Source organism: Desulfoconvexum algidum (genome assembly GCF_055382125.1).
Genome location: NZ_AP042394.1, coordinates 1,686,938 through 1,700,449, shown reverse-complemented (window position 1 = coordinate 1,700,449; position 13,512 = coordinate 1,686,938). Strand labels below are relative to the sequence as shown.

14 protein-coding genes are annotated in these 13,512 nt (G+C 43.5%); 9 read left to right on the top strand and 5 right to left on the bottom strand.

The features are described 5' to 3' along the window. Window positions 1-45 precede the first annotated feature (45 nt). From ACZ45G_RS07815 to ACZ45G_RS07805, 3 genes are all read left to right on the top strand, one after another. Window positions 46-387 carry a hypothetical protein gene (locus ACZ45G_RS07815; RefSeq protein WP_464176712.1) on the top strand — a complete coding sequence of 114 codons (342 nt, stop codon included), beginning with the start codon at window positions 46-48 and terminating at the stop codon, window positions 385-387. Between the two features lie 126 nt (window positions 388-513). Beyond that, window positions 514-1,170: a PAQR family membrane homeostasis protein TrhA gene (gene trhA / locus ACZ45G_RS07810; protein WP_464176710.1), complete on the top strand. Its 657-nt coding sequence runs from the start codon at window positions 514-516 to the stop codon at window positions 1,168-1,170. A gap of 74 nt (window positions 1,171-1,244) precedes the next feature. Continuing rightward, entirely contained in the window at window positions 1,245-2,159 is a 915-nt protein-coding gene (locus ACZ45G_RS07805; protein ID WP_464176708.1) for an alpha/beta hydrolase, read from the top strand. Here ACZ45G_RS07805 and ACZ45G_RS07800 read toward each other — a convergent pair. Then, window positions 2,156-2,332, bottom strand: coding sequence for an HAD family hydrolase (locus ACZ45G_RS07800; protein ID WP_464176706.1), 177 nt, complete (start codon window positions 2,330-2,332; stop codon window positions 2,156-2,158). The genes ACZ45G_RS07805 and ACZ45G_RS07800 overlap by 4 nt on opposite strands. Window positions 2,333-2,335: 3 nt before the next feature. Then, the gene (locus ACZ45G_RS07795) at window positions 2,336-2,494 is read right to left on the bottom strand and encodes a hypothetical protein (protein ID WP_464176704.1); all 159 of its coding nucleotides are present in this window, start codon (window positions 2,492-2,494) and stop codon (window positions 2,336-2,338) included. Between the two features lie 41 nt (window positions 2,495-2,535). On the opposite strand from ACZ45G_RS07795, the gene ACZ45G_RS07790 reads away from it, so the two are divergent. Next, a complete protein-coding gene (locus tag ACZ45G_RS07790; protein ID WP_464176702.1) occupies window positions 2,536-3,204 on the top strand; it encodes a TetR/AcrR family transcriptional regulator in 669 nt (222 codons plus the stop codon). A gap of 20 nt (window positions 3,205-3,224) precedes the next feature. Here the strand turns inward: ACZ45G_RS07790 and ACZ45G_RS07785 are convergent, their stop codons facing one another. From ACZ45G_RS07785 to ACZ45G_RS07775, 3 genes are all read right to left on the bottom strand, one after another. Further along, window positions 3,225-3,722, bottom strand: coding sequence for an FGGY-family carbohydrate kinase (locus ACZ45G_RS07785; RefSeq protein WP_464179897.1), 498 nt, complete (start codon window positions 3,720-3,722; stop codon window positions 3,225-3,227). Continuing rightward, complete coding sequence (locus ACZ45G_RS07780; protein ID WP_464176700.1) at window positions 3,641-3,988, bottom strand: hypothetical protein; 348 nt, start codon at window positions 3,986-3,988, stop codon at window positions 3,641-3,643. The genes ACZ45G_RS07785 and ACZ45G_RS07780 overlap by 82 nt, the downstream gene beginning before the upstream one ends. A gap of 64 nt (window positions 3,989-4,052) precedes the next feature. Then, window positions 4,053-4,346 (bottom strand): hypothetical protein, encoded by a 294-nt coding sequence (locus ACZ45G_RS07775; RefSeq protein ID WP_464176698.1) that lies wholly within the window; start codon window positions 4,344-4,346, stop codon window positions 4,053-4,055. A 248-nt stretch (window positions 4,347-4,594) separates the two neighbouring features. Here ACZ45G_RS07775 and ACZ45G_RS07770 point away from each other — a divergent pair, with 248 nt between their 5' ends. The 5 genes from ACZ45G_RS07770 (at window position 4,595) to cydB (ending at window position 13,438) form a co-directional block, all read left to right on the top strand. After that, a complete protein-coding gene (locus ACZ45G_RS07770; protein ID WP_464176696.1) occupies window positions 4,595-7,378 on the top strand; it encodes a DEAD/DEAH box helicase in 2,784 nt (927 codons plus the stop codon). A gap of 4 nt (window positions 7,379-7,382) precedes the next feature. After that, a complete protein-coding gene (locus ACZ45G_RS07765; RefSeq protein WP_464176694.1) occupies window positions 7,383-9,968 on the top strand; it encodes a hypothetical protein in 2,586 nt (861 codons plus the stop codon). Window positions 9,969-10,462: 494 nt separating this feature from the next. Beyond that, window positions 10,463-10,705: a DUF4492 domain-containing protein gene (locus tag ACZ45G_RS07760; RefSeq protein WP_464176692.1), complete on the top strand. Its 243-nt coding sequence runs from the start codon at window positions 10,463-10,465 to the stop codon at window positions 10,703-10,705. A gap of 46 nt (window positions 10,706-10,751) precedes the next feature. Continuing rightward, window positions 10,752-12,293, top strand: coding sequence for a cytochrome ubiquinol oxidase subunit I (locus ACZ45G_RS07755; protein ID WP_464176690.1), 1,542 nt, complete (start codon window positions 10,752-10,754; stop codon window positions 12,291-12,293). Then, complete coding sequence (cydB, locus tag ACZ45G_RS07750; RefSeq protein ID WP_464176688.1) at window positions 12,290-13,438, top strand: cytochrome d ubiquinol oxidase subunit II; 1,149 nt, start codon at window positions 12,290-12,292, stop codon at window positions 13,436-13,438. The genes ACZ45G_RS07755 and cydB overlap by 4 nt, the downstream gene beginning before the upstream one ends. Window positions 13,439-13,512 lie beyond the last annotated feature (74 nt).

The window sequence follows — 13,512 nt, the reverse complement described above, 5'->3', positions numbered from 1 at the left end:
TTTTGCAATTCACTCATTTCTAAACTGCAAAAAGGAGAAAAACCGATGCTGGAAGAGAAAATTCACGTATATCCATACCGCTGGGTGGTGTTTTTTGTTTTTGCCTTTATACTGGGTTTCTTTCTTCTGGGGGCAGGGGCTCCGGTGGGGTTTCAATATTGTGCAGAAGTCACACGCCCCGCACCTGAATCCATCTCCCAGGGCCTGCTCCTTTTCACGGGCCAGGTGTCCGGAATCCTGTTCATCGTTTTTATGAATTTAGTGGGGATAACCCCTGCCATGATGATATTTATCGGCCTTGCCCTTATTAATATTCTCCTGAGCCTGGGCCTCAAAAAATCAAAAATGATCCTGGCATCCAGACAAATAGATGTAAAACAAATGTAATCCTACAATTTTCCTTGTATTTTATGACTATAAAATAGTATTATTTTATAGTCATAAGTAAGCTATAGATTTTATGAACCATTCCTCCTGTCTGATACATAAGGGGGGACCTGGAAAGGAGAAAATATGGGCGTCAGACTGCAGGAATCCTTTAATTTTTATTCCCATCTGGCAGGGGGTATTGCAGCCCTTGTGGGAACCATCTATTTGGCAAGGGTGGCAAGCCATTCAGCCTCTATGCTGATCACAGCCATTATTTACGGACTATCTTGTGTCTTCCTTTTTTCTGCCAGTTCCCTTTACCATAGATTTAAAAAGAAAGAAAATGAGCTTTCCTTTTGGCGGAAAATGGACCGTTTGGCTATTTTCTTTATGATCGCCGGAACCTGCACCCCCATCTGTTACTTTTGCCTGGAAGGAAATTGGCGCTGGACCATGATCGGGATCCAGTGGGGACTGGTAGGCTTTGGGGTCATCTCCCAATTATTTTTTCCCCGGGCACCCAGGGCCCTTTATGTGCTCATCTACATTATCATGGGCTGGTCCGTCCTTCTTCCCATGAAACAAATACTTTCAAACATGTCCCTATCCCAGGAAGTGTTATTATTTGCCGGTGGGACTGCCTTTACTCTGGGCGGTCTAATTTATGCCCTTAAAAGACCCCGGCTTGTTCCGGGAATATTTAGTTTTCATGAATTGTTTCATGTCCTGATTCTCATCGGTGGTGTCCTCCACTATGCCATGATTTATCGGCTCTATTTTGAAATCGTTACCTACGCTTAAATCATCAGCATACCCTTACCCTTAGCGTTTCCATGCCTAAAGGAGTTCATCAGACACCAACGGCAGGTTTAAAAATGAAAGCACCTAACCCGACAAAAGAAGGAAGAGGAGTGATCGGCAAAAATCTTCTTGACCAGGAATGCCAGCGCTTTAAACGGGAGTATCAAGCCCATTTTTTAAACGGCGAAACAAAGCCAAAAAATATTGGAGAACCCTTTCTTTTACGCAATGCTTCACCAAAGGCGGGGATTCTTCTGGTCCACGGCTTAATGGCAGCACCGGAAGAGGTTCGGCAATGGGCCCAATTTTTATATTCAAAGGGATATACCGTCCATGTGCCAAGGCTTGCCGGACACGGCACCTCTCCAATTGATCTTTCGACCCGGCATTATGGCGAATGGATAGAATCCGTGGATCGTGGAATTGATATCCTCAAAACCTGCTGCAAACGAATGGTGATCGGCGGTTTTTCCACCGGGGCAGGACTCGCGCTTTACCAGGCCATCCAAAACCCCACTGCCTTTGATGGGGTCATATCCATCTCTGCCCCCCTTAAGTTCAAAGGGGTTTCCACAAAGTTTGTAAAAATTCTCCACGCATGGAATCAAGTTGCAATCCAATTGGGCATGGCCCGATTGGCAAAACGCTATGCACCAAATCATCCGGACAATCCCCAGATCAATTACCACCACTGCCCCATACAAGGCATTGTGGAGGTAAAGGCCCTCATGAAAAAGGTATATGATTCCCTTTCAACCCTTAAAATTCCCTCCCTGATTATCCAGGGCAAAAATGATCCAAAGGTGGATGGGCAAAGCGGGCTAAAAATTTTTCAGCGTATCAATCGTATGGATTCCCATTACAGGGAAATTGATTTCCATCTCCACGGAATTATCCGGGGGCCCATTGCCAAAGAAGTGTTCCAGGAGGTTGAAACCTTTCTCAACACCCTTTATCCTGAGTATCCCAAAGCCCTGGCCACTCACTAAAACCGATACAGGGGCCACCCCCGTTCATTGGCACAGGCGGCAAGCTGTTTTGTGGGATTTATGGCAACCGGGTGCCCGACACTTTCAAGCAAGGGAATATCTGCGTGATGATCCGAGTATGCAAAGCTATGGTCCAGGTCAATTTCCATTTCCCTGGCAAATCCACGAACCACAGATTATTTTTCCTCCTGGGCAAAAAGGGTCAGCAAAATTTTCCCCATATATGCCAATGATGGGATTTTATTTTTTAGAATAAATTTGGCTTCCAATGCCTGACTTTCCCCATAGATCAGGGTTCCGTCCACATCAAAAAAAGCAGCATTTTTTTTCTTCACTTTCCCTTGCGCTCCTTGACTTTTTTTATGGACCCGTCAATTTGACGAGTTGTATTGACCGGTCAGTTTTTTTAATTGACAGGGCTCAGTTCGTAAAATATAACTGCCCCATGAAAAAAGAATTAAAAAAAGACCAAATCCTTGGAGCTGCCGGCATTGTTTTTTCCCAACGAGGGTTTCACCAGGCAACAATGGATGAGATCGCTGTCCGGGCTAAGGTTGCCAAAGGCACCCTCTATTATAATTTTTCCAGTAAATCCAAACTTTTCTCTGCCACCGTCACCCAGGGACTGAACAAAATAATGGCCCAAATCAAAGAAGAACTTGAGTCGGATCTACCCTTTATGGCCCATCTAAAAAAACTTGTCGCCTGCATTGTCCGCCTCTATATCTCCCATAGTGAAGTGAGCCGGATTTACGCCAATGAAATGTCTTGCAGTATTGATGACCAGGTGCGATTGGAAATCAAAGAGGTTCGAAAAGAATTCATCCACTTTATTGAAGATATCTTGAAAACCGGTGAAGAAAAAGGGTATCTTCGACCCCTTCCCCACCACCTGTCTGCCCTGGCTGCCGTGGGTATGATTGATACCCTGTGCGCAAATCATCTGGAAAATCCGGACAAGGACACAATTGATCTTATCAGTGAAACGGTTTTCACCATCCTTTCCACAGGACTTGTGGCACAAAATTCTGGGTCCACGTCTTAACATTCTCTGATCCCGGCCCCTCAACGGTTAGGAACGTTATTTAGAGCCCAAAACAATTTTTTGTTCTGAAGATAAAGCTGTTTAAACACCCGAAACATCCGGTTATATTGATCCCGGGTTTGGCTGTCCGGGGTATAGGTGGAAGAAATACAAATCAGCTCCTTGACGTTTTCTACCGAGGAAATGGCCGCAAGTCCCAACCCGCAGATAATGGCAGCACCGGCTGCCCCGACATTCTGGGGGTCTTTTGGCACCTCTATCTTGTGACCGGTGATATCGGCCATGATCTGGCAGAGAATTGTTGACTTGGCACCTCCCCCCACAAACCGCAGGCTGTCCTGTTTGGGCACTTTTTTTTCAATGGCTTCCAGCATCCACCGCTTGTGGAATGCGATACCCTCGAGCACAGACCGAATTAATGCCCTTTTCCCTGTATTCAGCCCAATATTAAAAAACATGCCCCGGGCAAAGGGATCCTCCCGGGGGGAGCGATTTCCATAGAGCCAGGGAGTAAAAATACCCCCCCCCCTGATCCCGGCGCTATCTGCGCTACCTTTTCATTCATTAAATCATAGAGATCATTATTTTCCAGAACATCATGGGTCTTGTTTCCCCTCAGATAAACACCTATCTCATCCAGGGCCAGGTGATCCCGGACCCATTGAAGGCAGAGACCCGATGTTTCCTGTTCTGCCACATAATTGTAATGACCTGAGATCGCACCACAAATAGAGGCCGTGAAATTTTTCAAATCCACCATTCTTCGATCAACATTGGCAACCACCCAACCCGAAGTCCCACATAGATATGGGTATCATTGAGATTTAAACAGCCGGACCCAATGGGAATCAACGAGATGTCCCCTCCCCCGCCAAAGACCGGAGTTCCCGTTGTAAGCCCCAGATCCTTTGCCGCCTGGCGCAAAGTTCTCCGGACCTGTCCGTGGCTTCCTGGACCCTTGGTAAATGATCCGGGTTGACATTAAAACGGTTACACAGACTTTTGGACCAGCCGTCCATATAACCCATGGGGTTCCGGACGGCTCGGCCAGCCTTATCCACCAAAACCAGAGCCTGCATCTGGCAGGTTTTAGCACCGGTGGTACCAATGTCATAGCTCAGCAGATGAATGGCATCTTTCATTTTATCTCTACCTGTTTTAAATCATCATCCCAGCCCCAAACACATACTGACCAGTCAGTATAGTCAGCTCTAAGAAAACATGGTATTATAAGTTATAATAATCAGCCTATTACAGAAAAATCAGGGTGTAACGCAATATCATTGACAACACTATCTTATCAATCAAAGGATTGATCTATGGGGTATAAAACAGTATAATCCTGTCTTAAATATTTTAAAAAAAATTTGAGGGTATATCGGGTATAAAAATGGTTCAAAAAATTGACACCCTGTTTGAGGTGTTACGAAAAACAAGTCCGGTTATACGCAATTTTACGGTTCCGGAAACCCTGGCCTTTAGAATGGCTCCGACAAAAAAGGGAATATCTCTTGCCATTATTGATGGTTCTGGAAAAGAGGTAAACCCGGGCTATGAGTTTTATTCCGGCCCTGAGCGAAGTATTTTAAAAGAGATAAGCAGGGTAAAAGAACAGGATGCTTTCACCATTGACTGGGAAGAACAACCCGATAACCGATTCTATCTCAATGGCAATGATTATCTGCTTTCCCTGCTTTTTTCTTCAGATCATTTTATTGATGAAAAAGGGAAAAAAATAGAACTCGCCCCAGGAAATGCCCGGGTCAGACTCACCATTGTGCAAACGGATAAAGGGCTTGAAACCGACATGGGGCTGTGGCATGAGTCAAAACATATAGTATCTTTGGTCCCCGTGACAGAGACCCACATACTTTCAGGCCATACCATCTATTGCGTCAAACCGCTTGGTAAAGGCTTTGATTCATTGTCTTTGTTTGAAACCACCTTAAATTTAGATCTTCTGGAACAATACCTGACCTTATTATTTTCTAACCTCATCAATATTGAGATAGCCTATTCCGGATACACTATTATCAAGGGAGATCCTAAAACAACCCGGCCTGCCGTGATATTTGAAAATGTTGCAAAGGATCAATCCCTGCATTTAAGGGTATCGGCCACCTATCCTGGGTTTTCTCCTGATTTTTTTGATAATTTTGAAATGGATCGCCTCGTATCGGTCAATGAGATGGAAAACACCATTACCTTAAGCCCCCTGGTCCACGGTGATATTGCTGCTTGCTTTAATGATGTCCACAAGGCCTTAAAGCGTCATGCCCGCGCCCTGAAACAGGACAAGGCTATTTTTATCCAGGACAATTTTATCATCATTGAGCCAGATCTGGCAAAGCGCTTTATCACCCTGGAACTTTCCTCCCTGCTGTCGAGGTACACGGTTATGGGGGCGGAAAAACTCAAATCCTATAAGGTGAAATATGTTCAACCCCAACTGGATTTGCGCCTTGCCCACGGCATTGATTTTCTTGAAGGAGATGCGAGCCTCACCCTTGCCGGGGAAAAATTTACCATTAATGATGTTTTGAAACAATATCAAAAAGATTCTTATGTACGGTTGAGCGACGGTTCCAGCGCTGTTATCAACCCTGAATACATGGAAAAACTGGCCCGGATTTTCAAGAAACAAAAATCCGGTGTAAAGGTCTCTTTTTTTGACCTTCCCCTGGTGGAAGAACTCATTGGAGAGAAAATTGCCAAAGAGGCCTTTAACCAATCCCGGCAAATTTTTCTGGGATTTAACAAATTGAAAAATTCCAAAAAACGATTGCCTGCCATCAATGCCACTCTTCGGGGGTACCAGAAACAAGGGTTTCGGTGGGCCTCCTATCTCTATAAGCACAAGTTAGGCGGCTGTCTTGCCGATGATATGGGGCTTGGAAAGACCATCCAAACCATTGCCCTTCTGGCTTCCGTCTATCCTGGCCAAAAGCTGCCAACCCTTATCGTCATGCCCAAGACACTCTTGTTTAATTGGGAAAATGAACTCAAACGATTTGCGCCCAAGCTCTCCTTTGCCCTTTACTATGGTCAGACCCGGGATATCAAAACAATCCTGACACACCATATTATTTTGACCACCTATGCCATGGTGAGAAACGACATTGAACAATTAAAAGAAGAACCCTTTCATATGGTTGTCCTGGATGAGTCCCAGAATATCAAGAATATTAATGCCAAAACTTCCAAGGCGGTTATGCTCTTGCAGGCAGACCACCGCCTTGCCCTGAGTGGAACCCCCATTGAAAACAACATTGGGGAACTCTATGCCTTGTTTCGGTTTTTAAATCCAGCCATGTTTGGTACCACTGCTGATTTTACAAAAAATTACCTGAATCCCATCCAGAAAGGGGATAACAAAGCCGTGGTAAAAGAATTAAAAAAAAAAATTTACCCCTTTGTGCTGAGACGGCTTAAAACCGAAGTGTTAAAGGATCTTCCAGATAAAATGGAACAAACGCTTTATGTGGACATGACCCAAGAGCAGGCCCGTCTTTATAACCAGAGACGGCTGATGTACAAAAGAGCCATTAAAGAAGAAATCCAATCCAAGGGGCTGAAAAAATCCAAACTTTTTATCCTCCAGGCCATGGGAGAGCTTCGCCAGATCGCTTCCATTCCCGAAATCAAGAGCGAGAATAAGATCATCTCTCCCAAACGAGAAATTCTCATGGACCATGTGGCAGATGCCGTGGCCGGCAAACACAAAGTGCTGGTGTTTGCTAATTATCTTCATTCCCTGGAATGCGTTTCCAAGGACATGGAAGCTGCTGGAATTGATCATTTGGTCATGACCGGAGCCACCCGTAACCGAAGCTATGTTGTGGAACGGTTCCAGGAGGATGATACCTGCCAGGCCCTGTTGATGACTTTAAAAACAGGGGGACTGGGGGTGAATCTAACGGCTGCGGAATATGTGTTTTTATTTGATCCCTGGTGGAACCTGGCCGCTGAAAACCAGGCCATTGACAGAGCCCACAGGATGGGCCAGAAAAATACCGTATTCAGTTACCGCCTCATTGCCCGGAACAGCATTGAAGAGAAAATTCTTGAGCTTCAGGAAAAGAAAAAAGAGTTATTTGACTCCCTCATTGCCAGTGACAATGCCTCCATCAAACAGATGGAGGAAGCTGATATCGATTTATTGCTGGGAGAGTAATGCTATGAGAACAATGATGATACGTCTTGATCAAATTAATGACATGGAACCCTGGAAAATCCTTCAAAGGGAATGTCCTGTCTGTAAAAAAATGGCAACTTTGTTTACCGGAAATATTACCGACCAACAAGCATGCACGGCTTGTTTTCATAAACAATTGGAAACCTTGCTTATACAAAAAGATATAAGCCAATGGACCTGGGAACGTTTTTCCTTTTCTCTTTCTTCTTTGGGTGAAATGGAGGACCGCCTCAGGGCATTGATCCATTTTAGCTTTTTCCAAACCATGGAAGCCACACCAGAACTTTTGGTTGAAAACCTGGGATTTGACACGGCCCATCCCCTGGCCTGGTATGCCCGACAAAAGGCCCATGAAGCATGCCTTTATTTTAAAGATAAAGAAAAAATAATCAAAACTATTCTGGGAATCGAAAAATTTGGTTCATGGCAGCAAAAGGCAAACATGGTCAACGTGAGCTATGATATAGGTCCTACCCAGGCAGAAGTTATTGAATTTATAGAAAGAATGGCTTCCGACCCCAGTCCCAGTGTAAGAAGCTGTGTGGCAAAAATTGTCATAGCAAAAAAAGTAAAAAAAATAAATTGGGCAAAAACCCTGTATGAAAAATTATCCTATGATAAAAATCTTCTGGTCCGGGAAGCCTGTGGTATGGAAAACAAAGACCAAAATGATATTTTTTTCCACACCGCTTTTTTAGAAAGAAAAAGAGAAGGCAGAATCAGAGCCAACAGAACTAAAAAACCAAAAGCTTCCTATAACGTAACCGAGATGATCATCAACCAGCATTGTAATTTTCCTTTACAGGAAATGGTTTATGAACTTTATTTAAGCCATATTCCCGATCTTCTGGATAAAAATCAATATAGTAAAGATACATTGACAGCACTTAAACAAAATACAAATGACGCCTTTGTCAGGATACTTGCCGCTGCGATAAACAATGATCTTTTATTTAAAACGATTCTTGAACGATTGCCCAGACAGGTGGTAACGCTGCTTTATCTGTTCGTGTGGGAGTTTGAAAAATGCGAAATAAAAACGCTGGCACAAAAGCTTGACTCACTCATGAAACAAGATAGGTCTGACGCTGTTTTAAACCAACAGACAACCATGCCTTTGCAGGAGGCTGTGAAAAAAGATCCAGCCTATTTTATGTTCCAGATTTGCAAGGACTGGTCCTATCACAAGGGTGATATGAATTTTATATGTATCAATCGATATTTAAGCGCTCATATCCAAAAACGATTGCCGGCACCTGATTTTGGACGCCTTGATCCGGTGCAGGATATCCAGCCCCAGGTTGAAAAAGTCCATGAAGATAGCCAGGAGATTTTCCGACAATTACCTGTTATTTTAAGCTTTATTGCCCAGGGAAATCTCAAGTTCAATAAAAACGGCAACACCCCCCTTTTGGGCTCCTTGAAAAAGATGGCAACTGCCTGCAAGATTGACGAATATTACACCAATGGCGTCAAGGACTTAGCTTATTTAAAAACAACCCTTCTTGCCGAATTTTTGAATTGCACTGCCTTTAAACCAAAAGACCTGGAAGATCTGCCGGCCTTTATAAAGAATCGAATCAATCATTATTTTTCATTTAAAGACTTTACAGCCCACAGTAGTCGTAGTGTCTTTGGTTATATCAAACGGCAAATGTACGATCTTGGGCCTAGTAGTGACGAACAACAGATACGCCTGAATTTTAAAAAAATTTTAAACTCACTTCCTAAAGGAGAGTGGGTTTCCACTGACAACCTTGCCAGGGCTACATTTTATGATGGCATTAATTTTAATCCTTTTTTGGAGCCCTATGAATTCAACAGCCTTTATATCCAAGTGGATGGTCCTGCTAGTTACGCCGGCCAGGAAAAACAACATATACATAGGCTTTCTATCTATGATGTTATCACGCTTCCCTATGTCAAGGCCATGATGTTTCTTTTCGGGGCCTTAGGCATGGTGTCCCTTGGATATTCATCCCCCGAAAATAAGATTTATCGCCAATACAAGAAACCCTGGCTCAGTATTTATGACGGATTAAAATACGTAAAGCTGACCGAGTTTGGAAATTATATTCTTGGCCGAAAAAAGCGGTTTATCAATGAGATAACAATTTCATCAGCCAAGATTGAGATTGATGAACAAAAAACCATGCTTTCCATATACGGACAGAATCCTATAAAGCAAATGGCATTGGAGGCTGTGGGCCAACAAATCAATGGTTCAAGCTATATGGTCAATTATCAATCTTTTTTAAAAGAGTGTGACACCCACAAGGATGTTGAAAATAAAATACAATTTTTCAGGGATAACATTGTTAAAAAACCGCCAGCCATCTGGGAAGATTTTTTTAAGGAAGTCTACGCGCGGATGAATCCCCTGGAAGAGGTTCCGGCCATGTCTGTTTTCCGTGTAAAACCGGACAGGGAACTTTTGACCCTTTTAACAACGGACAAGATGCTAAAAAAATATGTTATCCGGGCGGAGAATCATCACATGATCGTTCTAAACTCTGATTTTTCAAAAGTGAAGAATCGGTTGGCTTTTTTCGGGTTTTTTATCAGCTGAGAATGGAGGGGGGATTTTTGTATTGACAATACCCTAAAAATTTATTTTTATACTGGCCAGTCAGTTTATAAAATCACAATAAAGCCCCCCCCCAATCCGGGGTGGAAGCCTGGGTCATGCACAAGGTCTATTTATTCATGTATTCCAAGAATAAAGAAGCAAACAGGTAAAGCCTGCTGCCACATATCTGTTTCAATGGTTCCGGGACAAAAATGTCCCGGAACTCTGTTCCAAATTTCTGCGCTTGATACAAAAGAGACAGTCTATATTCTTATTTCACTTTTTGCATCGATTCTCCTTTTTTTATCCGACCGGGTAAAACTCCCTTGAAAAGACGCTTTGAATTGTTTATGCTATTTTATTTTCAAACGATGTTAATTTTCTTACATTGACCCCTTTCGGATGTGGCATAAGAATTGCTTTTCAAGTTGCTACTCGGGTTGTAGAACTCGAAAAACTATATCTTAAGAAAGGACACGGGGCATAAAAAAACAATGAAAAACAATAACCCAATAAAAGTTATCGACACTGTCTATAACTTTTATCGGGATGGGTTCAGGGGAATGACCCTGGGAAAAAAACTTTGGAAAATCATTCTGATTAAGCTGTTTGTGATGTTTGTGATTCTCAAACTTTTTTTCTTTCCCAATTTTTTAAACACCAGTTTTCACACCGATGAAGAGAAAGGAAGTTTTGTGCTTGAACAAATGACACGCAATGCAGACCCAGGAAAATGATCTCGCCACACCAATTTAATTTTTTCATTTAACAGGAGGGAAAATAATGATCGATATTGATTTGAGCATGGTAAACTGGGCCAGGGCTCAATTTGCGTTTACTGCCATGTACCACTGGATATTTGTCCCGTTAACACTGGGACTTTCTTTCTTATGCGCTTTTTTTGAATCCATTTATGTCCGAACCGGAGACAGGGAGTGGCGAAACCTTACAAAATTTTGGATGACCTTGTTCGGCATCAATTTTGCGATAGGCGTTGCAACGGGCATCATCCTTGAGTTTCAATTTGGTACAAACTGGTCCAATTATTCATGGATCGTCGGGGATATTTTTGGTGCTCCCCTTGCCATTGAGGGAATTTTTGCTTTTTTCCTTGAAGCAACTTTTTTTGCGGTCATGTTTTTCGGCTGGAACAGGGTTTCAAAACGCTTTCATCTTTTTTCCACCTGGATGGTTGCCATCGGTTCCAACCTTTCTGCCGTATGGATCCTTGTGGCCAATGGCTGGATGCAAAATCCGGTTGGGATGATCTTTAATCCGGAAACCGCCCGGTTTGAGATGAATAGTTTTTCTGAAGTGGTTTTTAATCCCGTGGCGATTTCTAAATTTATCCATGCGTCCAGTTCCGGTTTCTTAATGGCCTCTTTGTTTGTGCTCTCGATTTCCTGCTGGTACCTTATGCGGGGCAGACATCTTCAAATGGCAAAACGCTCTATTATTGTGGCCTCGGTCTTTGGGTTGCTATCTTCAAGCTATGTGGTTCTCACCGGAGATGAATCCGCCTATGAAGTTGCCCAGAAACAACCCATGAAGCTTGCCGCCATTGAGGGGCTGTATAAGGGAGAAACCAAGGCCGGAATTGTTGCCGCCGGGATTCTCAACCCGGACAAAAAACCCGGAGACGACCAGGACCCCTTTCTCATCAAAATGGAAATCCCCTATCTTCTGTCTCTTTTGGCAAATCGTTCCCTTGACTCATTTGTGCCCGGGGTTGACGACCTTGTCTATGGCAATGAAGCACAAAACATAGAAGGGATGGCACCCAAAATGGCCAGGGGTAAAATGGCCATAAAGGATCTGGCCGAATTTAAACAGGCAAAAAAAGAAAACAACAGCCAGCAGGCTGAAGTATCATTGAAAAAATTTAAGGAAAACCAGGATTACATGGGGTACGGCTATCTGGACACGCCTGAAGAAGCAGTTCCACCGGTTGCAATTCCCTATTACGCCTTTCACATCATGGTAATCTTAGGCTCCCTCTTTCCTGTTCTTTTTGCACTCTTTCTTTTTTATGGTCTGAAGGATTCTCTTCCCCAGAAAAAATGGTTATTACCCATTGGGTTAATATCGGGTTTTCTGGGACTGATGGCCCAGGAGTCGGGATGGGTGGTGGCAGAGGTCGGCCGCCAACCCTGGGCAATTTACGGACTATTACCCGTTAAGGTGGCAACAACAAATCTTGCAGCCGTAAATGTCCAGATTACCTTCTTTATGTTTTTAGGATTATTTACGCTCTTACTGGCTGCGGAAATATCCATCATGCTCAAACAAATATCCATCGGACCTTCGGAAGGAGAGTTAAAATGATCTCAAACCTTGACTATGCAACCTTGCAGCAGCTTTGGTGGATAATCTGCGCCATTGTGGGTTCACTTTTTTTGTTTCTTACCTTTGTCCAGGGGGGCCAGACCCTTTTGTGGCAAATCGCTAAAACCGATGTTGAAAAATCATTGGTGGTCACCTCCCTTGGACGCAAATGGGAAATGCCCTTTACAACCCTTGTCTTGTTTGGCGGTGCCTTGTTTGCGGCCTTCCCCAAATTTTATGCCACCAGTTTCGGGGGTGCCTACTGGGTATGGATACTGATTCTTTTTTCATTTATCATCCAGGCGGTGAGCTATGAATATCGGAAAAAACCCAATAACGTTCTGGGATCAACTGTTTATGAATTATTTCTTTTTATAAACGGTTCCGTGGGGATTCTGCTCATTGGGGCTGCCGTGGGAACCTTTTACACCGGCTCAAATTTCACCCTTGACCTCTACAACAAAGTTACCTGGGATTATACCCTGCTGGGAATCAATCTGAGGGGACTTGAGGCAGCCTTTTCCCTTTTCAATCTTTCCCTTGGCATTTTTCTTGTCTTTAATGCCCGGGTTTTGGGGGCTTTATACCTTTTAAACAGTATTGATCTTTCTTTAACCCCGGATCTTGAATCAAGATTGCGCAAGGGCGCCTGGACAAGTTTTCTCATTGCCCTTCCCTTTTTGCTCTATGTATTTATTTCCCTTCTCGTGATGAAAGGCTTTGGTGTAGACAGCACAGGCACAGTTTCTCTGGTCGGTTCCAAATATTTATCAAATCTTCTGGCCATGCCCCATCTTTTGGTTCTGCTGCTTCTGGGAATCGTGCTGGTACTTTACGGCGTTGTGTCATCGGCGTTTACACAAAGCGACAAAGGAATCTGGTTCAGCGGATTGGGCACGGTTTTTGTGGGCCTTGTTGTCCTCTGCCTGCCGGCATTTAACAACACGGCATTTTATCCGTCAAAATTAGATCTCCAATCAAGCCTGACCATTTATAATGCGTCCTCTTCCATGTTTACCCTGACCATCATGACCTATGTTGCAATCGGAATACCCTTTGTCCTTGGCTATATCGTATATGTCTGGAAACTCATGGATTCAAAAAAACTGACCGTGGATGAAATCACCCATGAAAAAACATATTAGCATGTTTGTCACAAAACAAACCTGCTAAAAAAAAGGAGACCAATGTTAATGAGCGCAATACTTTTGATACTCTA